Source organism: Streptomyces canarius (assembly GCF_014650735.1).
Classification (GTDB): Bacteria; Actinomycetota; Actinomycetes; order Streptomycetales; family Streptomycetaceae; genus Streptomyces; species Streptomyces olivaceoviridis.
Map to the genome: position 1 here is coordinate 1 of NZ_BMVN01000070.1, position 26,219 is coordinate 26,219.

Consider the following 26,219-nt stretch of genomic DNA (forward strand, 5'->3'; position numbering starts at 1 on the left):
CCGTGGACCAGGACGACGGTCGGCTTGGGGGAACGGGACATGACCGGACTCGATTCTCTCGCTTAAAGGTGAGGTTCATATGGGGACCAGGGCGAGGCGGGAGTGTGCTCCGCGCGCCCCGGTGATTGCCGTGGCTGCCGTGGAGTGCCGCGGTCCGCGTGCTCAGCCGCTCCAGCCGTCCAGGAAGGCCAGCAGTTCCGCGTTGACCACCTCCGGCTTCTCCTCCTGGCAGAGGTGACCGCACTGGGGGATCGGGACCCCGCGGACGTCACGGGCCATGCCCTTCCAGACGTCCAGCACGTCGTAGGCCTGGCCGACGGCGCTGAAGTCCTCGCCCCAGATGGTCAGAACCGGGCAGTCGATGGGCTGGTCCTCGTCCTCGCGGTCCTGGGCGACGTCCTCGGGGGCCGCGCGGTAGTCCATGCACGACCCGCGGACCGCACCGGGCTGCTGGTAGGCGCGGACGTAGACGGCGATCTCCTCGGGCGTCAGCATCTCCGGGTCGTAGGACCAGCCGCGGTAGAAGTGCGTCAGCCAGGTCTCCTCCTTGCCGGCGATCAGCGCTTCGGGCAGGTCCGGCACCTGGAGGAAGGTGAAGAACCAGTACCCCTGCCGTGCCATGGCCACGTCGTAGGTGTCGGCGATCACCCGGGTCGGGATGTTGTCCATCGCGACGAACCGGTCGATGCGCTCCCGGTGGTCCTTGGCGAAGCGCGTGCCCACCCGCGCGCCCCGGTCGTGGCCGACCAGCGCGATCTTCTCGTGGCCGAGGTGGTCCATCAGCGCGAGGACGTCCCGTGCCATCGTGCGCTTGTCATAGCCGGACGCCGGCTTCTCGGTGTCCCCGTACCCGCGCAGGTCGGGCGCGATGACGGTGTACTTCTCGGCGAGGACCGGGATCTGCTTCCGCCAGCCGTACCACGTCTCCGGGAATCCGTGCAGCAGGTAGACGGGCGGACCCTGGCCGGCGCTGACCCAGTGCTGGTTGATGCCGTTGAGCACCTTGGTGTGGTGGGTGATCTCCGGGGTGGCTGTCATGTCGACTCGCTAAGGTCGGAGGAACAATCACTGCCCACCCTGTGCCGGTTCTCGCAACGCGCCTTGTCCGACAGCGCACGCCGTTGTGCGCTTCCGTGCCCTGATCAGTCGCCGGTATGGGCGCCGCGGCGCTGTCGTTCGGTGGCACCGCCCCAGACGCCGTACGGCTGCCGGGAGTTCTCGGCGAAGGACCGGCAGTCGGATTGCACCGGGCAGCTGCGGCAGACGGCGATGGCGCGCGCTTCCCTGCGTTTGCGGGCACTTCCGCGCTCGCCCGCCGGGGAGAAGAACATCGAACTCTTCATGCCTCGGCAAGCGGCTTCGGCCTGCCACTCCCAGACCCGCAACAGCGGCTTGGTGGTGGATTTCACGTTTCTCACCATCTTTCGACGACGCAGGCGTACTGAGCTGCCCGGAAAGGACCGGCTCCCCTACTGTCGTGCAGCCTAAATACGGGATTCGTGCTTCTCTTGCTTGTCGACGCCCCGGTTCTTGCCTGTGGAGGACCGGCCGCCCGCACACAGGAGGGGCCGTTCGACCCGGCATGGCGTCGAACGGCCCCTCGGTGCGGATCAGCCCTCGAAGACCTCGCGCAGGCGGGCTTCCTGGTCCCGGTCGAGGTTCGAGCGGATGAGTTCGGCGTGCTCCGTGGGGAACGCCTCCTTCACCCGGTCGAGTACCTCGTCCTGGGTCAGCAGGAACAGCGCGGACGTGCCGCGGGTCACTTGTGCCTTCACCGACTCGATGAAGTCGTCGTCGATGCCCACGTCGGTCAGTTTGCCGCCCAGGGCGCCGGCGGCGGCCCCCACGGCGGCGCCGAGCAGCGGCATCAGGAAGATGAGGCCGAAGAGCAGCCCCCAGAAGGAGCCGGACAGGGCACCCGCCCCGACCAGATCGGTCAGTTGCTTGGTCTTGGGCTTCTTCGCCTTCTCGGGCCAACTGACGGTGGCGGCGTCCACCACGGTGATCAGTTCCTGCTTCTGCAAGCCGAGCAGTGTCTGCTCCACCTGCTCCGCACTTTCCGGCGTGTCGAATTTCCAGACCGTCAGCGTGGCCATCGATGAACCCTTCCGTTCGCGGCTGTGCGTACCAGTAAAGATCCGCCCGAGGCGTTCCCACAGAGCCGGCCGCCCCGGCGTGCGGTGTCAGCACACATCGATGCACGCAGAGGCAGGAACGCCACCGCTCGCCGCGAACCACCGGCCGGCGGCGGTGGTCGTGTCCGGCAGCCGGCGGGACAGGCCGGCTCGCACGCGTTCGGCTCCGGCCTCCCCCTCCACGGCCTCCAGTCGGTTGTGCGCGTACAGGCGCAGGAGATCGTGCAGCCGGAAGCGATCGCCGACGACGTCGAGGAGTCCGGCCTCGACGAGTTCGCCGAGAACGCCTTCGGCGGAGGACGGATCCCGGCCGAGCAGATGCGCGGCGCAGGCCGCGTCGGCGTCCGGGCCGGGCACGACGGACAGGCGTCTGAACAGCCGGGCGGCATCCGGAGTGAGTCGCCGGTAGGAGAGGTCGAAGGCCGCGGAGACCCTGCGGTCCCCGGCCACCAGGACGTCGAGCCAGCGCTTGTCCACGGCGAGCCGGTCGGCCAGGCGGCGCACGCTCCAGCCGGTACGCGTCGCGAGCCAGCTACCGGCGATCCGCAGAGCCAGGGGCAGGTAGCCGCACCGCAGGGCCACCTCACCGAGGGCAGCGGCTTCCCGGCGGGCGCGCTCCTCCCCGATCATCCCGCCGAGAAAGGCGAAGGCTTCCTCGGCGGACAGCACTCCCAGACTCATGCGGTGCACGTCCTGAAGGCCGGTGAGCACCTTGCGGCTGGTCACCACGCACATGCCCCGGCCCCGTCGGGGCAGCAACGGCGCGATCTGGGACTCGTCGCGGGCATTGTCGAACACCAGCAGGCAGCGCCGGTCGCCGAGGAGGCCCTGGTAGAGCGCGGCCCGCCCGGCGGCACCAGCCTCGGCGATCTCCGTGTCCGCGACGTGGAACTCCTTGAGCACGCTCAGCATGATGTCCGTCGCCGAGGGCGGATCCTCGTCCATGCCCCGCAGGTCCATCACCATCTGGCCGTCCGGGAAGTGTTCCGCCAGTACCCGGGCCGCTCGCAGGGCCAGCGCGGTCTTGCCCATGCCGGGCGGAGCCGATACGGCCACGACCGTGGGCCGGGGACCACCGGCCGCGGTTCCGGGAACCGCGGCGAGGCCCGTCGCCGCGTCCGCCAGTGCGGCCAGCTCGTACCGCCGTCCGACGAAATCGTCGATGCCGCGGGGGAACGTACGCACCGACACGGGAGCCGCTGACTCGGAACGGCCGGCCCGCGCGGCGGCCAGGAGGCGACGGCGCTGCTCCTCGTCCAGTCGCAGCCCGGCCGCGAGGGCGGCCACCGTGCGCCGCTGCGGGGCGGCGCGCCGGCCCCGTTCCAGGTCCCCGATGCCCCGGACACTCACCCCCGACGCCTGGGCGAGGCCCTCCATGGTCAGCAGCCGGTCCGTCCGGAAGCGTCGCAGCAGTGCGCCGAACTCCTGTATCCCGTCACTCATCCTCGCCGCTCCCAGAGTTCTTCCGACAACACGGTCAGATGGAGACGGCGTCGAGGGCTTCGAGCCGTGCGGCGGCCTCCCGGACGGTCTGCTGGTCCGCGGAGGGTCCCAGGGCGATGACGCGGGAGAAGGCGGCCCGGGCGTCCGCTGGGCGTCCCATGTCCAGCAGCATGACGCCCAGCCGGTGCAGATCGCGGCTCTGCAAACCGGTGTTGCCGCTCTCGGCGCTGAGTGTGATGGCTGTTCGCAGATGGAACACGGCCTCCTCGGACCTGCCCAGTTGCTCGTAGCAACTCGCCATGCCCCCGTGGATCCCGATCCGGGCGAAGTCGGCGGCGTGCGGCTCCAGGCGGTCCTTCGCTCCGTCGATGTACTCCAGGGCTCGGCGGAAGGCGTCGATCGCCTCCGTGCCGTGGCCGGCCTCCGTCAGGATCAGGGCGGTCCCGTGCCGGGCGGAGAGGCCCCCTTCGAGGTCGTCCACCGACTCGAAGAGGCGGCCCGCCCGGCTCATGTGGTCGGCCGCCGTTCCGTATGCGGAGAGCTTGCGGTGTGCCCAGCCCTGGTAGAAGTGGGCCCACGCCTGCTGCCGCCTGTCGCCGGCCAGCCGAGCGACGGTGAGGGCCCTGGTGGAGAGCGTGAGGCTGTCCCGGTAGCGTCCTTCGCACATCAGGCGGGCCCAGGCCAGGTAGTTGAGGTGGGTGGCGTGCAGGACCGGGTCGCCGGTCCGCTCCGCGCTGTCGGCCGAGGCGGCGAACACCTCGGACCAGTGGCCCCAGAAGACCCACTGGTCCGAGAACCAGTGCAGGGACTCCGCCACTTCCACCACCGGCGCGTGCCGCCCGGAGGCCGCCGAGGCGCGCAGCGCGGCCAGCCAGTTCACGCTCTCCTCCTGGAGCCACGCACGGGCCTTGTCCGCCGTGGACAGGTCGACGTCTCCCTCCCAGGTGGCCGGCGGCGCCCCGTAGCCGGGCTCGTACCACCGGCCGGCCACGACCGCGGTCCGGAGCAGCCAGTCGTGCAGGGCTTCCCTGGCCCGCGCGACACCGGCCGCTTCCTCCTCCTCGCTCAGCTTGTTCCCCGCGTGGATCCGCAGTAGGTCGTGCATGCGGTAGCGGTCCCGCTCGACGCCCAGCAGACCCGCCTCCACCAGTTCCTCCAAGGCGTCCTCGGCGTCGAAGAGGGGCTGTCCGCACAGCTGAGCCGCTCCGGCGGCAGAGACGTCGGGACCCGGCACCAGCGCCAGCCGCCGGAACATGCGGCCGGCGGCGTCACTCAGCTGCCGGTAGGACAGGTCGAAGGCCGCGGACACCCGGGGGTCTCCCGCGACCATGCTGTCCCAGCGTTCCGCGGCCGGCACCAGCGGGTCCGCGAGGCGGGCCCGCGGCCTGGTCCCGCGCGTGGCCAGCCAGTGGCCCGCCAGGTGCAGGGCGAGCGGCAGACGCCCGCAGAGCACAGCGATCCGCTCCAGTTCTCGCGGAGCGGTCACCGCGTACTCGTCGCCCCCCAGCCTCGTCAGCAGCGCCGTGGCTTCGGGCGCGCTCAGGACGTCCAGGGGAACGCGGTGCACGCCTTCCAGGCCGGTGAGCATGCGCCGGCTGGTGACGATCACCATTCCCTCGCCGGCACCGGGGAGGAGCGGGCGTACCTGCGCCTCGTCCCGCGCGTTGTCGAGGACGAGCACGAAGCGCCGCCGCGCCATCGTCTGCCGGTACAGGGGGATGTAGCCCTGGGGTCCGGCGTTCCCCAGCTCGCGGTCGGTCACCCGCAGGGCGCGCAGGACGCCGAGCATGAGCTGCACCGGCGTGGGCGCCTCTTCGTCCAGTCCCCGCATGTCCACCACGATCCGGCCGTCCGGGAAGCGGTCGGCGAGCCGGCGCGCGGCCTCCTGCGCCAGCGTCGTCTTGCCCACGCCCGGCGGGCCGGCCACCGCCACGACCACCGGTGCCGTGCCCGGGCCGGGCGCGGAGCCCTCGCCGTCCCCCGCGCGCCGCCGCGCCATGAGCGCCGCCAGTTCGGCGAACCGGGACAGCTCCCGCTCCCTGCCGACGAAGTCGGGCATGCCCCGGGGTACGGCCTGGACACCGGCCGGGGTGTACCCGTCACTGCGCCCGGCACGGGCCGCCCTCAGGAAGCGTTCCAGACCGGGCCCGGACAGTCCGAGGCCGCGCGCGAGAGCGGCGAGCGTGCGCCGTCGCGGCGTCGTACGGTGTCCGCGCTCCAGGTCGCTGATGCCCCGGACGCTCACTCCGCTGGCCTCGGCCAGTCCCTCGATGGTGAGGGGGGCCGCCAGACGCAGCTCTCGGAGAACGGAACCGAAGGCCGGCTCCTCCTGCGCGCGCACTGGTTCCACGGCTGTCATGTTCGAAGCACCTCGCCACTGTCAGCTGACCGATTCCAACAGATGAAGTGGCATCAAGCGGCCCTTGCCCGCGCCGGCTGATGCGAGTTCAGGCTATGGCTCGGCCGTCCGGGAAACGCGTGCGAGAAGGGCGGGAGGCGGCAGGAGTTCGCGCTGGTGCAACGAGCTGTGCGCAGGCGGTCAATGAGGCGTCATGTGCGACGTGGTGACGAGCGGCCCGGGCTGGGTCGTCCCGTCCGGCGAGGCGTGCCCAAGGTGCCGGATCTCTTCCCTGGGCGGCCGGCCAGGGGCTCGCAATGGTCCGGACTGCCTCCTTCGTGCCTGGTGATCGCAGCGGCTGACCGCTTGGCTGTTCGGTGCGGGGACGCAGGCCGCGAGGTCGTCGCCTGGCGCCCGTCGCCGAGGGAGCCGACGGGACGTCCGCGGTCGGCCCGAACGCCGGCCCGCACCGTGTTCAGGCACCAGTCTCCGCCAGTGCCATGTGGTGGGAGAGGAGTACCGGATGAGCCCGGTGTTGACGACGGCCTTGGTGCCCGACGAGCAGAAAGGCGCCTACTGGCGCGACGCCCTCGGTCGTGCGCTGGTGCCCGTGAACGTCGTCCCGTACAAGGAGACCGGCTTCCGGGGGCGGATCGTCACCGACAGGATCGGCGGGCTGCGGGTGACCACCGTCGAAGCCGACGCACAGCAGGTCCGGCGGACGGCCGCGCACATCCAGCGCTCCCCGGAGCCCTTCGTGGCCGTGGGCGTCCAGACGACCGGCAGGACGGTCCTCGCGCAGAACGGCCACGAAGGGACGGCCGGACCCGACGACCTCTTCGTCTACGGCACGGCGCGCCCGTGCCTCATGGACAACCCCGAACCCTTCTCCCTCCGCGTCGTGTACATCCCCCGCCGGATGCTCGCTCTCACGGACGACGAGCTGGACAGCGTCATGGGCACGGTCATGGATACGGGCCGGGGATGCGCCGCGGTCCTGAAGCCGTTCCTTCTCACGGTGGTGGCCTCCGCGCACAAGTACCTGCCTTCGGCCTCGGGAGGACTGGCCAACAGCCTCGTCGACCTCTTCTCCACCCTGGTGGCCGAACAGATGGAAGCACAGGCCCACGGCGACGGCGGCACCGCCAACTTCCTCGTGGCCCGCGTCCGCGAGTTCATCGACCAGAACCTCGGCGACCCGGCCCTGTCGCCCGAGTCCGTGGCCAGGGCACACAACATCTCGGTGCGTTACCTGCACCGGATCTTCCAGGACGAGGGCATCACCGTCAGCCGGCTGATACAGCGGCGCCGGCTTGAGAAGTGCGCCCGTGAACTGGCGCGGGGCGGTCGCACCACGCCCACCGTGTCCGCCGTTGCCCAGCGCTGGGGCTTCGTCAACCCCACCCACTTCAGCCGTGCGTTCCGCGGTGCCTACGGTCTGTCGCCCCGCGAGTGGCGCAGCGCCCGCCTCCAGGCCTGGCAGGATGACGCCCCGCAGCGGGTCGGTACGCGGAAGGGTGCGTGAGCGGTCTCCTCGCCGCGGGGCCGGGCGCCGGCTGACATCGCCCGGCACCACCCCCGGTATGCGCGCTGCCGCCGGCCGGCGCCGCGGTCCGTGCCCACCCGTGCATGACGAGCAGGGTCCGGTACTCCAGCGCGCCGGCCGGCCCCCTCACGTGGTCGCCGGTGCGAGGGCTGTCTCAGGCCCCGGCGGCGGAGACCTCGTCCGCCTTCGCCGCGCCGACGCCGACGGTGATCGCGCCGTCGAGGGCGTCCACACGCGCCTCGTCGCCGGGCTTCAGTTCACCCGCCAGCAGCAGGTCCGCGAGCCGGTCGTCGACCTCCGTCCGGATGGTGCGACGCAGGGGGCGGGCCCCGAAGGCGGGCTGGTACCCCAGCTCGGCGAGCAGGTCGGAGGCGGCGTCGCTGACGCTCAGCGTCACGTCCTGGGCGTGCAGGCGCCGACGCGTGTGCTCCAGCAGCAGGTCGACGACCTCACGGAGCTGGTCGCGCTCCAGGCCCCGGAAGACGATGATCTCGTCGACGCGGTTGAGGAACTCCGGCCGGAAGTGCTCACGCAGCACCGGCAGCACCGACTCGCGCACCTTGGCGTAGTCCGTCACACCGGCCGCCAGAACGCGGTCCGCACCGAGGTTGGACGTCATGATGACGACGGTGTTCTTGAAGTCGACCGTCCGGCCGTGGCCGTCGGTCAGCCGGCCGTCGTCGAGCAGTTGCAGCAGCGTGTTGAACACGTCCGGGTGGGCCTTCTCCACCTCGTCGAGCAGCAGCACCGCGTACGGCTGCCGGCGCACGGCCTCCGTGAGCTGACCCGCCTCGTCGTGTCCGACGTACCCGGGCGGGGCGCCGACCAGCCGGGAGACGGTGTGCCGCTCCTGGAACTCGCTCATGTCCAGCCGGATCATGCGGCCCTCGTCCCCGAACAGGGCGGCGGCCAGGGCACGGGCCAGCTCGGTCTTGCCCACGCCGGTCGGGCCTAGGAAGAGGAAGGAGCCCACCGGCCGGTTCGGGTCGCTCATGCCGGCGCGGGCACGGCGCACCGCCCGGGCGACGGCGCCGATGGCCTCCTCCTGCCCGACGACGCGCTCGTGGAGGTGCTCCTCCAGCCTCACCAGGCGGGCGCGCTCCTCCTCCGTGAGCTGGGCGACCGGGATACCGGTGGCCCGGGAGACGACCTGGGCGATGTCCTCGGCGGAGACGGCCGGCGCCTGTTCTTCGTCCGGAGCCGCCGCGTTCAGCTCCGCCTCGGTCTCCTTGATCCGCTCCCGGAGCTCCATGGCGCGCTCGTACTCCTCGTGCGCGACCGCCTGGTCCCTCTCCCGGACCAGCGCCGCGAGGCGGCCCTCCGTCTCCCGGGTGTCGGTGAGCGCGGTGTTCGTCCGCAGCCGTACCCGCGCCGCGGCCTGGTCCATCAGGTCGATGGCCTTGTCGGGCAGGAACCGGAAGGTGAGGTAGCGGTCGGACAGCTCCGCCGCCGCGACGACCGCCTCGTCGGTGATGCGGACCTGGTGGTGGGCCTCGTAGCGGTCGCGCAGCCCGCGCAGGATCTCCACCGTGTCGTCGACGGACGGCTCCCCGACCAGGATGGGGGCGAAGCGGCGCTCCAGGGCGGCGTCCTTCTCGATGTGCCTGCGGTACTCGTCCACGGTGGTGGCACCCACCAGGCGCACTTCACCGCGGGCCAGCGCGGGCTTGAGTATGTTGCCCGCGTCCAGCGCGCCGTCGCCCCCGCCGCCCGCGCCGACGACGGTGTGCAACTCGTCCAGGAACAGCACGAGGTCGTCGTGCTCGCGGACCTCGTCGAGCACCTTCTTCAACCGCTCCTCGAACTCGCCGCGGTACTTGGTGCCGGCCACCATCCCGGCCAGGTCCAGCGAGACCAGCCGCTTGCCCGCGAGGGTCTTCGGCACCTCGCCGGACACGATGCGCTGGGCGATGCCCTCGACAACGGCGGTCTTGCCCACCCCGGGATCGCCGATCAGCACGGGGTTGTTCTTGCCCCGCCGGGACAGGACCTCGATGGTCTGCTGCACCTCCTCGTCCCGTCCGATCACGGGGTCGAGGCGCCCGGCACGGGCGTCTTCGGTGAGGTCCCGGCCGTACTCGTCGACCGTGGGGGTGCTCGACGGGCGCCGCCGGCCGGTGGTGGCGTCCCCGGCGGGCAGCCGGCCGCTCTCCAGGCCGCTCTCCGCCAACGCGCGTCCCGCCGCCGACCGGGCGTCGGCGGCCAGGGCGCGCAGCAGGTGCTCGGGCCCGATGTAGGTCGAGCCCTCGGCGCGGGAGATCCGGTAGGCGTCCAGCAGGGCGCGCTTGGCCGCGGGGGTGAGGGTGGTGGGTTCGGTACGGGGCCGGCCCTGCGCGCCCACGTCGAGTCGCGCCTTGATGCGGTCGGGCTCCGCGCCGGCCTCGATGAGGAGACGCCGGGTCGAGTCGTGCTCGACGGCCGCGGCGAGGAGGTGCCGGGTGTCGACCTGCTCGCTGCCGTCGGCGGAGGCGATGACGCGGGCGCGGGCCATCAGTTCACGGCCGCGCTCCGAGAGCCGCGTGCCCACGTCGACCTGCCACGCCGACCGGGTCTGCGCGGCGGGGCCGCCGAAGAAGCGGGCCACCAGGCTGTCGAAACTCTCGAACGGGCTGGGTCCGGAACTGAAACCAGGTGTGGTCACGGCAGGGCCTTTCAGGATGCGATGTACCTCATGCGGTGGCGGTGAAGGGAACGTGCGGTGGCGGTGGCGGGCCCGGTCAGCCCAACTGGTCGGCCCAGTCGGCCGGCACCCGTCCCGCGGGTCCGGGAACGGGCTGGTCGGCCGGGTGGCTGTGCGGCGGCGCGAGCCGCGGTCCCGTCTCGTACAAGGTCGACGTGTCGTAGTCCCAGAACCACTCCTCGCCGGGTTCGAAGCTCTGGATGACCGGGTGGCCGCTCGTCCGGGCGTGGGCGGTGGCGTGCTTGGAGGGGGAGTCGTCGCAGCAGCCGATGTGGCCGCAGCTCGCGCAGCGCCGCAGGTGGAACCACCAGGCGCCGGTGGCTTCGCACTCCACGCAGCCGGTGCCGCTGGGCGGGACGTCGGGGGAGATGCCGTCGGATGTCGTCACTGTCTCTCCATGGGGTGTGGGGCGGGGGCCTAAGGGGACCGGGACGGCGGCCGGGCGGACGGCGAACGGCGGCCAACCGGTCGGCTGACCGCCTTGTCACGCGGGCGGTACCCGCTCCGCGCGTGCCGTCCCGCCCGCGGTCAGCTGGTGCGCAGAGCGGCGTGCAGGGTACGGGCCGCCAGGGTGATGGCGAGCTCCGCGCCGTGGGTCTCACGCAGGGCGTTGAGCATCACGAAGTCGTGGATGACGCCTTCGACGCGGACGGCGCTGACGGCGACGCCGGCCTGGCGCAGCTTGGACGCGTACGCCTCGCCCTCGTCGCGCAGCACGTCCGCCTCGGCGGTGATGACCAGGGCCTGGGGCAGGCCGGCGAGCTGCTCGGTGGTGGCCCGCAGCGGCGAGGCGGTGATCTGGGCGCGCTCGGTCTCGTCGGTGGTGTACTGGTCCCAGAACCACTGCATGCCGTCGCGGCGCAGGAAGTAGCCCTCCGCGAACTGGTGGTAGGAGCCGGTCTCGAAGCTCGCGTCCGTGACCGGGTAGAACAGCACCTGCTGCACCAGGGAGACGTCACCGCGCTCCTTGGCCATCAGCGTCAGCGCCGCGGCCATGTTGCCGCCGACCGAGTCACCGGCCACGGCGAGGCGGGACGCGTCAAGGCCCTTGGAGGCGCCGTCCTTCACGATCCACTGGGCGACCGCGTAGTTCTGCTCGATGGCGACCGGGTAGCGGGCCTCGGGGGAGAGGTCGTACTCGGGGAAGACCACGGCCGCGTCGGCGCCGACGGCGAGTTCGCGGACCAGGCGGTCGTGGGTGTGGGCGTTGCCGAAGACCCAGCCGGCGCCGTGGATGTAGAGGATGACCGGCAGCGTGCCCTCGGCCCCGGCCGGCTTGACGATCCGGGCCCGCACCGAGCCGGTCGGCCCGCCCTCGACGGTGATCCACTCGTCGTCCACCGCGGGCTTGGCGATGTCGCCGGACTGCACCTCGTCGACCGTCTTGCGGCCCTCGACCGGGCCCAGGTCGGCCAGGTACGGCGGGTTGGCGGTCGCCTCGGCGAACGCGGCCGCGGCGGGCTCCAGCACCGGCTGCACCGGCTCGTACACGTAAGACATTGCACACTCCTGAGACGTCGTGGATGTGCCGGTGGTCCCGGCGCGGCCATGCCCACCGGATGCGGGATCCACTGGATTGCGGCCACGGTATGGCCGCTGCCACGTCCGCTCTTGCGTGCGGGCGCACGCACTCTGACCACTTCGTGCACAACGAGGCGGGCAGGCGGGCCGGGCGAAGGCCGGTACCAGGGGCGCCCCGCACCGGCCGTAGATCCGTACGTACGTACGGCCGGTGCGGCATCCGGCCACAGCCGTGCGCTCTCGGTGCCCTGGCCGTGCACGGATCGGCAAGTCCCCGGCGGTCGTGCGCCTAGCGTTCGCCGCGGAGACGCACTGAACCCGTGGCAGTGCGTCCCGCCGACCGCAAGCCGGCGCGGAGGGAGCTCGGATGCCCGCGGCCCGCCGCGCACCACCCCTGGAGGCGGACGTCGACACGGTCGTCCCGCGCATCGCCGGCCCGCCGGTGAGCGCGCTCAGGGGTGGGTTCCCGGCCGGCACCGCCGCGACAGGGCGCCGACCCCTCCACCGCGGGCTCCCTGCTCGCGCTTCCGTTCACCGCGCACAGGACACCCCGAGGTCATGTCTGAACCCGTACACACAGCGGCAGGGAACGGCGAGAGCCTCTTCACGGTCGTGGTCGCCGCCCTCGCCAATCTCTGCATCGCCCTGGCCAAGGTCGTCGCCGGCCTGATCAGCGGCTCCAGCGCGATGCTGTCGGAGGCCGCGCACTCGGTCGCCGACACCGTCACCGAGGTGCTGCTGCTGACCTCCCTCAAGCGCAGCGCCCGCCCCGCCGACGACGAGCACCCCCTCGGCCACGGCCCCGAACGCTGGATCTGGGCACTGCTCGCCGCCGTCGCCACCTTCGTCGGCGGCGCCGTCTTCTCCCTCTACGACGGCATCCACACCCTGATCGACGGCGAGGACCCCGGCGACCCCCTGGTCTCCTACGTCGTCCTGGTCGTCGCCTTCCTCCTGGAGGGCTACTCGCTGCGCACCGGCCTCAAGCAGGCCCGCGGGGAGGCGGCCCGCGTCAAAGTGCCCTTCGGGCGCTTCCTGCGCCGCACCCCCGACACCGCCGTCAAGGCCGTCGTCCTGGAGGACTCCACCGCCCTGATGGGCCTGCTGCTCGCCGCCGTCGGACTGCTCGGCGGACAGCTGACCGGCTCCGGCGTCTGGGACGGCATCGCCTCCCTGTGCATCGGCGCGCTGCTGCTGTACGTCGCCTGCGTGCTCGGCCGCTCCAACGCCGAGTTCCTCATCGGGCGTGCGCTCCCGCGTGACGTGCGGGAGCGGATACGCGTCGAGTTGCTTCACGTGGAACACATCGAAGCCGTACTGGAGTTGACGACCCTCGTGCAGGGCCCGCGCGAGGCCCTGGTCGCCGCCAAGGTCGACTTCCGGGGCACGGCCACGGCGGCCGACATCGTAGGGGCCTGTGAACGTGCGGAAGCGCGACTGCGGGAGTCGTTCCCGGTGATCAGACGGCTGTACCTGGATCCGACACCCGGTCTCGGGCAAGCCGTGGGGAGAGGATGAGCCTCCAGCCCTGAGGCGCACCGGCCTGTGGCTTGTGTTCCCCTCTCCCGCCGGCGCGGCGATGGCGTCGGGCTTGCCCCGTGGGGGTCCGTTCGGCCAGGGTGAGGGCCGGTGCGGTGGCCTGGGTTCACCGGAACGGATCGCGGGGGTGTCATGGGTGTCGAAGCAGCTCGGCCCGGCGGCCGGACGGACGGGCCGCGGGTCCGCGACGTGGTCCGCGACGTGGTGGCCGAGGTGGCCCCGGAGGAACTGCCGCTGGTGGCGGGGGTGGCCGGGTTCGACGACGCCACGGTCGTACGGCGGCTGGGCGGCCGGAGCCGGCGCGGCGACACGCTGGGCTTCGGCCTCGGCGAGGTCGCCGCACTGGTGACTCCGGTGGTGTGGCTGGCGCTGCACCAGGCTGCGCAGCAGCTCGTGGGTACCGCGGTGGACAGCGGGGTCGACAGGGCGAGATCCGCGCTGCGCAAGCTCTTCCGCCGGCCGGTCGAAGCCGTGACGGTTCCGCCGCTGAGCCGTGAACAGCTGGCCCTGGTACGGGAGTCGGTGCTGAGGACGGCCGCGCAGCGTGGTCTGGAGGAGGAACGTGCGTCGATGATCGCCGACGCGGTGGTGACCCGGCTGGTGCTGGCCGAGCCGGAGGACGCCGGGCCGGAGCCGGCCGGACCGGACGGCCGTACCGATCCGGCCGGCGCGGCCGACGTCGAGGCCTGATGGCCGGCTTACCCCCCGGTGCCGCTCCCGAGGCGGGGGAGCGGCCCGCCTCGGCCCCGCTCGACGAGCGGGTTCTCGCGGCCGGCACGACACTGCGTTTCGCCCTGCTCGTGCTGCTGTTGTCGGCGGCCGGCGCGAGCATGGTCCCCAGGACCGTCCGGCACGTCCTCGCATCGTCCGCGTTGGCCGACAAGGAGGCGGCTTGCCGGCTGGCGGCGGGCATCGACCCCGGCGTGTCCTTCAGCGCGAGCTACGTCCAGTACACCCGCAACGCGTCCGCGCTGGAGGAATGCACGGCGCGGTACAGCCAGGACTTCACCGGGGTGTCGCTCGCCGTGGGGGCGGTGGCGCTCGCCACGGCCGTCGCCGTGTACTGGCTGCTGCCGGTGTGGCGGACGCGCCGCTCCAAGGTCGTGCCCCTGGACGCGATGGACGTGCACGGCGCGCTGCGGCCACTGCTCGACGAACTGACGGCCGTCGCCGGACTCACCCGCCCGCCCCGCTTCGTCGTCGACCCGGCGGCACTGACGGCCGGCGCCGTCGCGTTCGGCCGCCGGCGCAGACCCACGGTCTGTCTGGACGTCGGTCTGGTGGTCACGAGCGACCCGCATCGCGACCGGTTCCGCGCCGTGGTGCTGCACGAACTCGCGCACCTGCGCAACGGGGACATCGGTGTCACCTACGCCACCATCGCCCTGTGGCGGGTGTTCCTCGTACTGATCCTGCTTCCATGGGCGGCGACGGGCCTGGACGTCCTCCTCTTCGCCGGCACCCCGGACGGCCGGAGCCTGTTCGCCCCGTTCAACACGCACAGCCTGGTCCTCGGCGGCCTGATCGTGGTGGCGGTCCACCTCACGCGCGCCGGGATCCTGCGCAACCGTGAGATCTACGCCGACCTCATGGCGGCGCGCTGGGGCGCGAGCCGGGAACCCTGGGAGGTCCCCACCGCACAGCGCTCCGGTATGTGGCCGAGACTGTTCGCCAGGTTCGCCGAACTCTGGCACACGCACCCGTCCTGGGCGCTGCGCCGGACGTCGCTGACCGACCCGAAGGCACTGTTCGCGCTGGAGGCGCTGCCCCTGTTCCTCACCGGCCTCTCGGCCGACATCCTCGTGTGGCACCTCGGGAGCCTGCCGTACGGTGCCCTTCCGGCCAAAGCGGTGCTCGTCGCGGGACTGGTCGTGGGTATCGGCGGCGTCGCGCTGTGGCGTGCCGTGCTGTACGCCCTCCTCACGGGGCGGCCGACCCCGTCGGGCCGGCTCGTCGGTCTGTGGCTCGGCTCCGGCACCGTGGTGGGCGAGTTGACCGGTCCGAGAGCCGCCGGGAACCACTGGCTGCCGGCGCATCCCGAGGCACTGCTGATCCTCGTGGCCGCGCTGGTCCTGGTGATGACGTGGACCGTGCAGCACGCCGAGTGGTGCATCAGGGCCTGGCGGGGAAGGTCGTTGGGCCCGGCCATGGTCGCGGGCCTGGCGGTGCCCTCGCTCGCGCTCGCCTCACTGCTGTACTGGTGGTACGTCCAGGGCGAGGTCCTGACCGACGGCTGGCCGTACACGACGGCCGGACTCCTGGGCTCGTACGGCCTGCCCGGGCTGCCGCCCGCGCACATCGGCCCGCTGCTGGAAACCGTTGCGGTGGTGGGCGTCCTTCCCGGCACCGACGCCTCCGCCGAGAGCCTGTGGTGGGCTGGTGTGCTGCTCTGGGCACTCCCGCTGCTCGTACGGGCGACCCGCCCGCCGCTGCGCCGCCCGACATGGCTGGCCAAAGCCTGGCCGGAGACGGTCGCGCCGCTCCCCCCACCCCCTTCGGCGCTGGGGCGGCACCTGGCCGCCGGGCTGGCGGGCGGGCTCGTCTGCTGGGCCGGGCTGGCCATGGCGCTGGCCCACATGCACACGCCGGACCCGTCGGCCGTGCGCATGACGGGGCCGTTCCAACTGGTGCACTTGATGTGGCCGGTTCTCGTGATCTGCGGTGCGATGGCCCTGACCGCCGCCGTCGTCGCCGCGGCGACGGACTCGGCATGGCTGCTGGCCGGGCTGGTCGCGGCGGGTGTCACCGCTCTGCTGGGCGCGGGGGCCGCCTATCTCCTGATGCGGACGGACGGCTGCCTCGGTCCGCTCAACACCATGACCGACACGTGCAGATGGTGGCCGAACCAGGTGGCGTGGCCCCTGGTGAGGACGGAACTGGCCTACGCGCTGGCCCTGGGAACGCCGGTGGCCGGCCTGTCCGCCTTCGCGGGCCGCAGCGCCCGGGTCCTGTGGCGGCGGGCCGGCCGGAGCGGGCAGCACCCGACAGCGCGGCCCACCACGGAACGGCCGCTTCGCCGGGTGTGGCAGCGCGGCGCCCGCCTGGCGGCCGTCGCGGTCGCCGTCGCCGGGTTCGGCGCGACGGCCCTCACCGTCCAGACGCCCGGCTCGACCGCCCGGTCCTCCCGGCCGCCGGAGCTGATGCTGGATCAGTCGACCCAGGCTCCCTCGGCGTCGATGGCGCGGGTTCAGGGCCAGGCGTGGGCAGCGGTCGGGGGCCTGGACCGCATCAACGCGCTCTCCGCGGCGGAGCGTGCCTACACCACCGCGTTCGTGGCAGGGGCGCACTCCGCCTCGGACGCGGAGTTCGTCGAGGCGATGGGCAAGCTGCGCACGGCGTGCGAGGGGCTGACCCGGGCGACGAAGCGGGCCGGCGCCTACTTCACCGTGCCCGATGCGACGGGACAACAGGTGTGGTCACGCCTGCTGACCCGCTACCAGACGTTGGCCACCGCATGCCGGAATCTCGCCGCACGACCGGGTTCCGCGACCGCCCGGGCTGCCGGCACCGCGCACCAGGACGCGGTCGACTCGGCGGACGCGATGCTCTATTGGCTCGCCGAGACGGGCGCGATCCGGCCCAGAACCGAAACTCCGTGAACGACCCGTGTGCGGCCCGTGAGGGGTTGCCGACCGCGGTGGCAGGTGCGTGGCAATTACGCGGAATTGCGGTCGCTCCCGGCGATCGCCGCTACAGTCGCCCCATGGCGATTGTCGAGGGGGATGCCGCCCGAAGGCGTAGGCGGCAATTACCGGGCCTGTCCGGACGGATCGCGCTCATCGTCCTGAGCGGAGCGCTCGCGCTGACGGCATGCGGCAGCGACAAGAACGGCGACAAGAGCGGTAGCGGCAAGAACAAGGAATCGGTCGAGCACCACACCGTCGTACTGGAGGCCACCTCCGATTACGGCCGGCCGATAGCCATCAACTACTTCGGTACGGCCACCGGACCACAGGGCATCACCACCATCGGGAAGAAGGGCGAGGGCGACCTGTCGGCGGAATCGCCGTGGAAGGTCACGCTCACCGTGGAGGGCAAGGACCCGTGGGTTCACTTGTCGGCCAACGGGACCGGCTGCCTGGGCCGGGCGACCGGGGGCGACTCCTGCGAGACCGGGGCCATCCCCGACCGCAAGGACATCGCGGGAACCGGCACCACCACCTGCCGCATCACCATCGACGGCAAGGTCGTGGCGGAGAGGTCCTACACCTATCCCACGATCGTTCCCGTCACCTGCCTCACCCCGCGCAGCGGGAAAACCGGGTGAGGGAAGATGACTGACGACCTCGCACGGCCCGTCCCGCCGGAAGAGCCGCCCCTTCCCGCCACAGGCGAGGACGACGGCGGACGCGACGAGAACGCCGGCGACGGCTTACCCCCGCGCCGCCGCTCACGGCGGCGTGCCGTGCTCATCGCACTGGGCGTCCTCGCCGTCCTCGTCGCGGTGCTCCTGTGGATCATCAAAGCCACCGACACCGGGCCGGACGGCTCTTCTTCCTCTCCACGCTCCGAATTGGCCCGCTCCGCGGCACTGTTGCGCGACGCCCCGGCTCTGCACTACACCGGCACCATAAAGGTCAAGGAGCACGGCAACGCCCGGCTGGACCTGGTCGTCAGCAATCCCGGTGACGCGCTGGGCACGTTGACGATGCCCGGCAGTCCCCCACTCGAATACGTGGCCATCGACGGCAAGTCGTTCCTGCGGGGAAACACCAAAGCGTGGCAGTCGCTCGGCATGGCTGAGAAGTCCGCAGTGCTCGCGGAACACCCCTCACTGGTGGTACCGGGGGTGTTCTTCTCCCAAGACCTCGCCACGACCCTGGCACCTCCGGAACTGGCGAAAACCCTGCTGCTCAAGAAGGTCCCCGACGAGAAGATCACCGTCGGCGACCCCGTCACCGTCGGCGATCACTCCTGCACCCCTTTCCATGCCGACGGCATGACCATATGCCTGGGCAAGGAAATGGTGGGCGGCGCCCGGTTCGTCGACCGCATCGGTTTCCCCGGCGGATCGGCCGTGATCGATATCCAGGCGATGTCACGGAAGGAGGTGAACCAGTTCTCCGCCGACTTCCCGTCGAAGTTCACCATGGCGCGCGAAGCGGTCAATCCGCGCATCAGCGTGACCCTCCAGACCCTGCGCGACTACGAGGGCAAATGCGCTCCGACCCTGTGCATCTTCAAAGCCCGGGTGACCGTCACCTTCCTCGGTTCCACCGCGGACGCCGAAGCCTCCGAAGCCGTCCAGGTGAACTACGCGTGGACCATTGACCGGGACGGGGCACCCGTGCATGTCGGTAAGGACTGCTCGGGCGCCGTCCTGATCAAGCCGGGCAAGTCGACCGACCTGTCGTGCACCGCCACCGGCCCCTCGGTCCCGGTCGGCGGGCCGAGCAGTGGCCAGTACCACAGCCAGATCCACACGTCCGACGTCGCACTGACCGAAGCGGAGTACAAACGCCTGGTACGCCTGGCGGCAGACCACAGCAAGAAGGTCGCGGCCCTCCCCGACCTGCCGCCGCCCGCCTGACCGTGGACACCAGCGGCCCTGACCGACGGGGACGGCGCAGCATGGGCGTGATCCAGGCGCCGGACCTGTCGGTGGACCACCGACCCCACGAAACGAGCGGCACTCGACAAGAAGCCCCGCGGGTGCGGCCTGGCGGGGATCTTCGAACAGGTGGGTGACAACGCCGGCGCCCGCGGTACGGCAGATGCGCCACACACGACGCAGCGACTTGGGGCGATCAGCCAGGCCGCATCCGCTTGCTGGGCGAAGTCCAGCGTCTCCTGACGCGGCTCACGAGGCCGGCCCGGAGTCGTCCTGCACAGGCCGGCCCTCACCGCGGCAGGCCCAGGGGAAGCAGCGGTCGGCCACCCCGTTCCCCGGCCCTCCGCAGCGGTTCAGGCGTCTGAGTTGCCGTCGGCGGGCGGCCGGTGCGGGGCGGCGGTGACCTGGTCGATCGGGGCCTGGGCAGGCGGTTCCGGGGAGCGGTGCGGACATCCGGCCCGAGCAGCCGACCCGCCGTACGACGGCACACCCCGGTGCGACATACTCTCCCGATGGGTTCACGCACTTCCCCGATCAGCCAGCCGATCACGATACGGAGGGCCGTTGCGCGGGACGCCAAACGGCTCACGCGGCTCGTGCGTGGCTCAGGCGCCTACCAGGGTAAGTACGCAGCCGCGGTCGCGGGCTACCGGGTCGGCCCTGATTACATCGAGGCCCACCGCGCCTTCGTGGCCGTCGGCGACGCCGAGCATGGAGGCCGGGTCCTCGGGTTCTACTCGCTCGTCCTCGCCCCACCGGAGCTCGACCTGCTGTTCGTCGCCGACGAAGCGCAAGGACGGGGTATCGGACGGCTGCTCGTCGCGCACATGCAGTCCGAGGCCCGTGCCGCCGGGCTCGACCGTGTCAAGGTCGTGGCGCATCTTCCCGCCGAGGACTTCTACCACCGCACCGGTGCGGTGCGGACCGGGACCGCGCTCGCGAACCCGCCCGCCGTACCGTGGGACCGTCCCGAATTCGAGTTCCGCATCCCTTCGGAATGATGCGCCGTGCCGGTTCGCACGGCACCGGCGGTCCCTCCCGCCGACTCCCTCCTCGGCCATGCCCGCTTCCTCATGGAGCGCATACGTCCGGGGGCGCCGGCCGCGGTCGGCCCCGGACACTCGGAGCCGGCGCCGTTGCCGCTCCTGGTTCCGTTGTCCCGAAGGCCGTCTCCCGGCGCATTCCAGCGCAGTGACGGATGGTTTGTGTCGGTGTGCTGTGAGACCTCCGGAACTGGTGAAGGAGCACACACCTTCGCTCACACTCCTGTGTCAGGCGGGCTCTTGGGAGCGTCCTGGGACGGGTGTGGTGCGGCATGATGCGAGGAGGCCCTTGCGACCTGCTTGAGCGCGGACGCCGTGGTGGGGTCGCCCACCTTGGCCGGTTGCTCGTGCGGGTGATCTGCGGGGCGGTCCTGGTGGAAATGGGAGGGTGCCAGCCTGTCGCCCGCACCGTAGGACTCCGGGTCGGTGGTTTCCCTGGGCGTGGTGCCGGTGTCGGCCACGGCGGACCGCATGCCGTCCTTCGCCAGGTCACCCGGCGGGCGTTCGCTTTGCCGGGGGCGTGGCTGGGTCAGCCAGGCGACGGCCGCCCCGGTGAGGGCCACGGGCCATTCCACCACTCCGGCGAAGCCGAGCACCCCGGCTCCGGCGTAGACCGCCACTCGGCGGCCACGTGGAGAAACGACTCCGATCCAGTCCAGTGCACTGTCGGCGACCCTGCTCACCTGCTCTGTTCCGGGCAAGCGGCGCAGTCCGGAGCCGATGGCCCGCAACGGCTGAGGAAGACCGGATGAACTCTCCTCGATCTGGTTCATGTCGAGCTCCCTCCGTCGGTCTGTCAAGGAGTGCCAGACCCGAGTTTCCCGTTGCCACACCGCCTATGCCGTGTGGCGACGGCGGGGTCCAACTCTCTTTGCCCCGCACCCGGCCCTGCGCCGCTGCAGGCCGTTCTTCAGCCGCGGTCAGCCGGCTCTGTGGCCTCTCGGAGGGGAGACGTCCCAGCTCATGCCTGCCCTCGATCGTGCGGTGCCAGGCATGGGTGGAAGGTGAGGGGGTAACCGGAGCGTCGTCGGCCGTTTCGCGGCGGGCCGTGGAACGAGTTCGAACCAGGAGGGGACCCCATGGCGCTCATGAGCAGGTTGGACACGCAGATCACCGAGCTGCCCGAAGTCGCCGACCCTTCACGGGTGGCACCCAAGGACGCCCGGGAACTCTCCCGCTTGTTCTTCGAGCAGCTGGCAGTGCTGGAGGAGGGCACCCACGAGTACAGCTACGCCCGCAACACGCTGATCGAGATGAACATGTCCCTGGTCCGCTACGCGGCAGGCCGCTTCCGCAGCCGTGGACCGGAGGAGATGGAGGACATCGTCCAGGTCGGGATGATCGGCCTGATCAAGGCGATCGACCGGTTCGAGCTCTCCCGCGAGGTGGAGTTCACCTCCTTCGCCATCCCCTACGTCGTCGGGGAGATCAAGCGGTTCTTCCGGGACACCACCTGGGCCGTGCACGTACCCCGGCGGCTCCAGGAGGCCCGCGTCCAGCTCGCCCGGGCCACCGAGGAACTGCGCAGCCGGCTGGGTCGCGCGCCGACGGTCAAGGAACTGTCGGAGCTGATGAGCCTGTCCGAGGACGAGGTCCGCGAGGCCCGCCTGGCTTCCAACGGCTACAACTCCTCCTCCCTGGACGCCACGATCGGCGGCAGCGAGGACGGGGAGAGCGTCCTCCAGGACTTCATCGGCGTCGAGGACACCGCGCTGGAGCTGGTGGAGGACTTCCACTCCCTGGCCCCGCTGATCGCCGACCTGGATGAGCGGGACCGGCAGATCATCCACATGCGGTTCGTGGAGGAGCTCACCCAGGCCCAGATCGGCGAACGCCTCGGCGTCTCCCAGATGCACGTCTCCCGACTCCTGTCCCGCTGCCTCGCCCGCCTGCGCGAGGGCCTGCTCACCACCGGCTGACAGCCTGCTGTCCGCGCTCCGCTGATGCCCGCCACGGCCGTGGCGGGCATCAGCCGCATCAGGCACCCCGGCCCCGAGGTGTTCACGAACATGGGTGACCGTTCGCTGATCACCAGAGGACCGCTGTGCCGGAAGAAGGGGACCGCCATGCGAGTGGCCCTCCTCCTGGAGTGCATGCAGTAGAAGCCCAGGTGTACTCCGTAGAGAAAAACTGTCATGGCGGCAGTAGACATTCCGGCGTTGCAGGATTAACGTTGTCCACGTACCCAGAAGTCGAAGTGGGCACAGCAGGCATGAACTGCTGTGCAGGTAGACCAGAAGGACACGGCCCCAGCGGGGCCGTGAGCAGCACCCGCGGTATCCGCGCAATCGAGAGGTAAGGAGCAGAACGCCATCAGGATCGCCCGGGCGAGGAAGCAGTCCGCCCGGGTACCGCAAGACCCCGGATTGGAAGGTGGTCCCCGGTCACGCATCCGCGATCCCCGCAGCCCCGCCCTCCCAGGCGGCCCCTGCGGAACAAGAAGGCCGGCGCAGTGCGCCGGTAGATGGTGTTGAAAGCTCGGGGCCCGGGTGCCGGTACTGGCACCCGGGCCCCCCGACGCGTCCCCGAAAGAAGAGGTCTATGCCGCCTGCCGGTTCCCGTCCCGTCGCCCCTCTCGACGATGACGACTACCCCGCCTACACCATGGGCCGGGCCGCCGAGATGCTCGGCACCACACCCGCCTTCCTCCGAGCCCTCGGCGAACACCGCCTGATCACCCCGCTGCGCTCCGAGGGCGGACATCGCCGCTACTCCCGTTACCAACTGCGCATCGCCGCCCGCGCCCGCGAACTCGTCGACCAGGGCACCGCCATAGACGCCGCCTGCCGCATCGTCATCCTCGAAGACCAGCTCGCAGAGGCCCAGCGGATCAACGAGCAACTGCGCGCCGAAGGCAGCTAGCCTCAGCCGACGAGATCGGCTTGACCGGAACACCTGAACCCGGGGCGACCGATGTCCCCCAGGCGGACGAGGCGGCCGAGAAACCCACCGCCGTCGCGCAGCCCACCCGGGCTCGACGCGTCCACCAGATCCCGACGGAGAAGAAGACCGCGAGCGGGCGCGATGGATGCACCGGGTGAAGACGGGCGAACCCGGGGAAGAAGGAGCGGCAACGGACAGGAGGTTGCCATGGGTGGCGGGGATCTGGAACTGGGGCAGCTTCTGGCCGCCGCGGAGGCGGCACCGCCGGGGGAGTCCGTCGAGGTAGTCGCGAACGACTTGCGCAAGCGTTTCGGGGCGGAGCGCGTGTCCTTCCTGTTCGTCGACCTCGTGGGTCATCGGCTGCTGCGCCTGGTCACACAGGCCGACGATGACGGGGGCGCTGCCGAGCGGATCGACCTGGAGGGCAGCGTCTACGACGCCGTCCTGCGCAGCCAGCGCCAGCACGTGGAACCGGACGGCCTGGGCGGGCGGCGTGTGATCTCACCGGTGACCAACCGCGGCGACTGCATCGGTCTGCTGGAGGCGACGTTGCAGAACGCCGACGACACCGTGCTCGCCCAGATCGGGGACGCGGCGCACGCACTGGCCTACATCATCGTCACCGACCGCCGCTTCACCGACCGGTATCACGCGGGCCGGCGCACCACCCGGACCAGCCTGGCCGCCGAGATCCAGCACCAACTGCTTCCCTCGGCCTCCTGCTGCGAGGCTCCCCAGTTCACCCTCGCCGCGGGGCTGGTGCCGGCCGACGACATCGGCGGGGACACATACGACTACACGCTCGACCGCGACACACTGCACCTGTCCATCACCGACGCCATGGGGCACGACACCCACTCCGCGCTGCTCGCCACGCTTCTGGTCGGCGCTCTGCGCGGCGCCCGCCGCAGCGGTTGTGACGCGCTCCAGCAGGCCCAACGCGCCCATGACGCCTTGCTGACCCACAGCCGTGGCCTGGCCACCGGTCAATTGCTGTGCATCAGCCTCGCGACGGGGACCTGCGAACTGGTCAACGCCGGGCATCCCCGGCCGCTGCGCCTGCGCAAAGGCGCCACCGAGGTCGAAGAGGTCCAGCTCGCGGCCAACCTCCCCTTCGGCGTGGCGGCCCCCGCCCCCTACCGTGTCCAGCAACTCCAGCTCCTCCCCGGCGACCGTCTGGTCCTGCTCACTGACGGCATGCAGGAACGCGGCGCCGGAGCCGTCGACCTGGCATCCCTCATGTGGGACACCCGCGCCTCACACCCCAGGGAGGCCGTGCGCAGCCTGACCAGCGCGGTGCTGGATGCCTGTCGGGGAAACCTCAGGGACGACGCCACCGTCCTCGTCCTGGACTGGCATGGTCCGCAGCGCGACGACGGGTAGAGCCCAGTCCGCCGATCAATCACTACGGTTGGCGGGGGACGGGCGGCCCGCAGGGCGTTCATCCAGGTGGCGGTCGCCGGCCCTGCGGTGTCGGCCGTCCCAGCGTCTGTCGTCACTGGCCCCGACAGCGCATCTCACGCCGGATGTCTTGCCGACTCCGGCAAGCCACTCGACAGCGCCGGGTCGCGAATGACCACTGTACTGAGAGCTCCGGGCCGTTCCGCTGCCTGCGGGTCTTCCCGCGCGGCGGCCGTCGCCCGCCGCGCCGCCCGTCCGTGCCTTCGGCGAGGCTCGGTGTCAGTCGCTCTACCGGAGCCTTCCGTCAGGGCCGCCGGGTACGTCACACGTGCGCGTTCTACGCGTTCGGGTCCCAGTCTGCGAGCTGCTCCATCGGCTCGGTGTCGCCGGTGGTCTCCAGGCCGTCGAGCGGGACGCGCTCGTAGAAGTAGAGGACCAGTTCGCTCGCTGCGCCTCGCATCGCCATGTCGCCCGGCTCCGCGTCGGCGGCGAGGTCGTCGCAGCGGACGCCGTCGGCGTCGAGGGTCAGGCGCCAGGAGCGGCCCTCGGTCGTGTGCAGGTCGATGGTCGCCGGCTTGAACGGCCAGGGGACGGTCGTCGCCGAGACGGTCGTGAGGAACTCGTCGACGCCCTCGACCGCGACGTCCGTCGGCAGCGGCTGTGCGGCCCCCTGGGTGAGCTGGGCGTCGTAGGTGTGGACGGCGATCTCCTGGATCTGGTGCCGGGCCACGGCTCCGCTGGTCTCCGGGGCCTGCGAGCGGCCCCACCAGGTCCAGCAGCCGCGGTCCGGGCCGGCCTCGCGCATCGCGTCGAGCATGAGCTCGGTCGACTCGGCGAGCCAGGCATCCAGGGCTTCGCGGTCGCGGGGCGCGGTCGGGGCGCCCTTCGGGTCCGTCCTCGCCGGGGGCTCGGCGCCGGGGCCCGCCGCGACGATGGCGGCCTGGCGGCGGCGGCCGTCGCCGAGGTGCTGCGCCAGTTCGCGCAGCGTCCAGTCCGGGCAGGTCGGGACCGGGACGTCAAGGTCGGGGGCGGACGCGATCGCGGCGCGGAACGCGGCCGAGCGGTCTTCGATCAGCCGCAGGACCTCGGGGAACTCCACAGTGTTTTGCACCTCGGCTGTGTATCACGGCGCTCCGGCCGCCGGGTAGTGAATTCGTCGGACGAACGCGTCGACGGCCGGGGGGAGCGCCGGCACCGAAGCCGTCCTGGAACTTGGCTGCTCGCCCTACGAGGTCACTCCCAGCAATCCGCACCCCTGACCGATGTCAGCGAAGAGCTGGTGCTCTCACTCACCCAGCACGCGCCGGCGCTGTCGAAGTCCCGGCGGATGGCCTTCGCGGGATCTGCCGGGCACCCGGCAGACACAGATGGTTCACCGGGCAGGCATGGGTAACCCGGCACATGGCTCCCACCGGCTGCGCAGAGCACCGGTCGGCGGCGGCCCACAGCCACCCGCGCTGGAGGAACCTCGTGAACGGCGAATCGACCATCCCATCCTGCGAGACGCGCTTCCCCGCAGTCACGGCGAGCATCACGGCCGCCCGGCACTGGGTCCGCGACTGCGTGGACGGTTTCGGCGGCCCGCTGCGCCAGCATCGGATGATCCAGACCGCCGAACTGCTCGTCTCGGAACTGATCACCAATGCCATCCGCCACGGCTCCGGCCCGCCCCTGATCCAGCTCACCTGGAACGGGCGGTGGCTGCGCATAGCCGTCAGCGATTCCAGCGACCGCTGGCCCCGCAAACGCGCCACTGCGAACACCGAGCCCGGCGGTTTTGGCATGCAACTCCTCGACCGACTCGCCCGACGCTGGGGCGTCACCCCGCGTCACCCCGGCAAGACGGTCTGGGCCGAACTCAGCCTCGACTCCTGAGCGCGGTGGCGGAGCTGACCACCGACGGCGTCGTCCGCGGCGCCGGCTCGGGCACGCCGCGGATCCGGGCCGAGAGCGACCGGATCGTCTGCGAGGTCCACGACGGCGGACAGCCGAACGATCCCTTGGCCGGTCGCCGCCCGCCCCGTCCCACGCAGACCTCGATGCCTGCGGTCCCACGGCCGGAGCGGGACAGCGCTGCCGGGCTGTGGCTCAGGCGTCGATGATGACGGGGATGATGAGGGGTTTGCGGCGGTGGGCGCG

At 71.5% G+C, this 26,219-nt stretch carries 22 protein-coding genes; 12 read left to right on the forward strand and 10 right to left on the reverse strand.

Features of this window, described 5'->3' with window-relative positions; genetic code table 11:
• Positions 1-162: 162 nt before the first annotated feature.
• From IE294_RS42265 to IE294_RS42285, 5 genes are all read right to left on the reverse strand, one after another.
• Complete coding sequence (locus IE294_RS42265) at positions 163-1,038, reverse strand: alpha/beta fold hydrolase (protein WP_189894685.1); 876 nt, start codon at positions 1,036-1,038, stop codon at positions 163-165.
• A gap of 104 nt (positions 1,039-1,142) precedes the next feature.
• Positions 1,143-1,409, reverse strand: a complete 267-nt coding sequence (locus IE294_RS42270) for a WhiB family transcriptional regulator (protein ID WP_229917958.1) — start codon at positions 1,407-1,409, stop codon at positions 1,143-1,145.
• A gap of 201 nt (positions 1,410-1,610) precedes the next feature.
• On the reverse strand, positions 1,611-2,096 hold the full coding sequence (locus IE294_RS42275; RefSeq protein WP_189894687.1) for a DUF1269 domain-containing protein: 486 nt from the start codon (positions 2,094-2,096) through the stop codon (positions 1,611-1,613).
• 87 nt (positions 2,097-2,183) lie between these two features.
• Positions 2,184-3,578, reverse strand: a complete 1,395-nt coding sequence (locus IE294_RS42280; protein WP_189894688.1) for an XRE family transcriptional regulator — start codon at positions 3,576-3,578, stop codon at positions 2,184-2,186.
• Positions 3,579-3,612: 34 nt separating this feature from the next.
• Entirely contained in the window at positions 3,613-5,937 is a 2,325-nt protein-coding gene (locus tag IE294_RS42285) for an ATP-binding protein (protein WP_189894689.1), read from the reverse strand.
• A 502-nt stretch (positions 5,938-6,439) separates the two neighbouring features.
• On the opposite strand from IE294_RS42285, the gene IE294_RS42290 reads away from it, so the two are divergent.
• Positions 6,440-7,441, forward strand: coding sequence for an AraC-like ligand-binding domain-containing protein (locus tag IE294_RS42290; protein WP_189894690.1), 1,002 nt, complete (start codon positions 6,440-6,442; stop codon positions 7,439-7,441).
• A gap of 175 nt (positions 7,442-7,616) precedes the next feature.
• Here IE294_RS42290 and IE294_RS42295 read toward each other — a convergent pair whose 3' ends face one another.
• The 3 genes from IE294_RS42295 to IE294_RS42305 all read right to left on the reverse strand — a co-directional run bounded on the left by IE294_RS42295 (position 7,617) and on the right by IE294_RS42305 (position 11,642).
• Positions 7,617-10,103, reverse strand: a complete 2,487-nt coding sequence (locus tag IE294_RS42295; RefSeq protein ID WP_189894691.1) for an ATP-dependent Clp protease ATP-binding subunit — start codon at positions 10,101-10,103, stop codon at positions 7,617-7,619.
• A 76-nt stretch (positions 10,104-10,179) separates the two neighbouring features.
• Positions 10,180-10,530, reverse strand: a complete 351-nt coding sequence (locus IE294_RS42300) for a UBP-type zinc finger domain-containing protein (RefSeq protein ID WP_189894692.1) — start codon at positions 10,528-10,530, stop codon at positions 10,180-10,182.
• Between the two features lie 140 nt (positions 10,531-10,670).
• Positions 10,671-11,642 carry an alpha/beta hydrolase gene (locus IE294_RS42305; RefSeq protein ID WP_189894693.1) on the reverse strand — a complete coding sequence of 324 codons (972 nt, stop codon included), beginning with the start codon at positions 11,640-11,642 and terminating at the stop codon, positions 10,671-10,673.
• A gap of 579 nt (positions 11,643-12,221) precedes the next feature.
• On the opposite strand from IE294_RS42305, the gene IE294_RS42310 reads away from it, so the two are divergent.
• The 6 genes from IE294_RS42310 to IE294_RS42335 all read left to right on the forward strand — a co-directional run bounded on the left by IE294_RS42310 (position 12,222) and on the right by IE294_RS42335 (position 19,754).
• A complete protein-coding gene (locus tag IE294_RS42310; protein ID WP_189894694.1) occupies positions 12,222-13,181 on the forward strand; it encodes a cation diffusion facilitator family transporter in 960 nt (319 codons plus the stop codon).
• Positions 13,182-13,334: 153 nt separating this feature from the next.
• The gene (locus IE294_RS42315) at positions 13,335-13,892 is read left to right on the forward strand and encodes a hypothetical protein (protein WP_189894695.1); all 558 of its coding nucleotides are present in this window, start codon (positions 13,335-13,337) and stop codon (positions 13,890-13,892) included.
• Positions 13,892-16,801 carry a M48 family metallopeptidase gene (locus IE294_RS42320; protein ID WP_189894696.1) on the forward strand — a complete coding sequence of 970 codons (2,910 nt, stop codon included), beginning with the start codon at positions 13,892-13,894 and terminating at the stop codon, positions 16,799-16,801. The genes IE294_RS42315 and IE294_RS42320 overlap by 1 nt, the downstream gene beginning before the upstream one ends.
• Before the next feature lie 104 nt (positions 16,802-16,905).
• On the forward strand, positions 16,906-17,469 hold the full coding sequence (locus tag IE294_RS42325) for a hypothetical protein (RefSeq protein WP_189894697.1): 564 nt from the start codon (positions 16,906-16,908) through the stop codon (positions 17,467-17,469).
• Between the two features lie 177 nt (positions 17,470-17,646).
• A complete protein-coding gene (locus IE294_RS42330) occupies positions 17,647-18,732 on the forward strand; it encodes a LolA-like protein (RefSeq protein WP_229917960.1) in 1,086 nt (361 codons plus the stop codon).
• A gap of 533 nt (positions 18,733-19,265) precedes the next feature.
• A complete protein-coding gene (locus tag IE294_RS42335; RefSeq protein ID WP_189894699.1) occupies positions 19,266-19,754 on the forward strand; it encodes a GNAT family N-acetyltransferase in 489 nt (162 codons plus the stop codon).
• A 257-nt stretch (positions 19,755-20,011) separates the two neighbouring features.
• On the opposite strand, the gene IE294_RS42340 is transcribed toward IE294_RS42335, so the two are convergent.
• Positions 20,012-20,569, reverse strand: a complete 558-nt coding sequence (locus tag IE294_RS42340) for a hypothetical protein (protein WP_189894700.1) — start codon at positions 20,567-20,569, stop codon at positions 20,012-20,014.
• Positions 20,570-20,884: 315 nt separating this feature from the next.
• On the opposite strand from IE294_RS42340, the gene IE294_RS42345 reads away from it, so the two are divergent.
• From IE294_RS42345 to IE294_RS42360, 4 genes are all read left to right on the forward strand, one after another.
• Positions 20,885-21,715, forward strand: a complete 831-nt coding sequence (locus IE294_RS42345) for an RNA polymerase sigma factor SigF (protein ID WP_373315946.1) — start codon at positions 20,885-20,887, stop codon at positions 21,713-21,715.
• Between the two features lie 24 nt (positions 21,716-21,739).
• Entirely contained in the window at positions 21,740-21,898 is a 159-nt protein-coding gene (locus IE294_RS42350) for a hypothetical protein (protein WP_189894702.1), read from the forward strand.
• Between the two features lie 439 nt (positions 21,899-22,337).
• Positions 22,338-22,658 (forward strand): MerR family transcriptional regulator, encoded by a 321-nt coding sequence (locus IE294_RS42355; RefSeq protein WP_189894703.1) that lies wholly within the window; start codon positions 22,338-22,340, stop codon positions 22,656-22,658.
• 228 nt (positions 22,659-22,886) lie between these two features.
• Positions 22,887-24,062 (forward strand): PP2C family protein-serine/threonine phosphatase, encoded by a 1,176-nt coding sequence (locus tag IE294_RS42360; protein WP_189894704.1) that lies wholly within the window; start codon positions 22,887-22,889, stop codon positions 24,060-24,062.
• Positions 24,063-24,417: 355 nt separating this feature from the next.
• Here the strand turns inward: IE294_RS42360 and IE294_RS42365 are convergent, their stop codons facing one another.
• On the reverse strand, positions 24,418-25,191 hold the full coding sequence (locus IE294_RS42365) for a maleylpyruvate isomerase N-terminal domain-containing protein (protein ID WP_189894705.1): 774 nt from the start codon (positions 25,189-25,191) through the stop codon (positions 24,418-24,420).
• A 359-nt stretch (positions 25,192-25,550) separates the two neighbouring features.
• On the opposite strand from IE294_RS42365, the gene IE294_RS42370 reads away from it, so the two are divergent.
• Complete coding sequence (locus IE294_RS42370) at positions 25,551-25,955, forward strand: ATP-binding protein (protein ID WP_189894706.1); 405 nt, start codon at positions 25,551-25,553, stop codon at positions 25,953-25,955.
• The last annotated feature ends 264 nt before the right edge of the window (positions 25,956-26,219 follow it).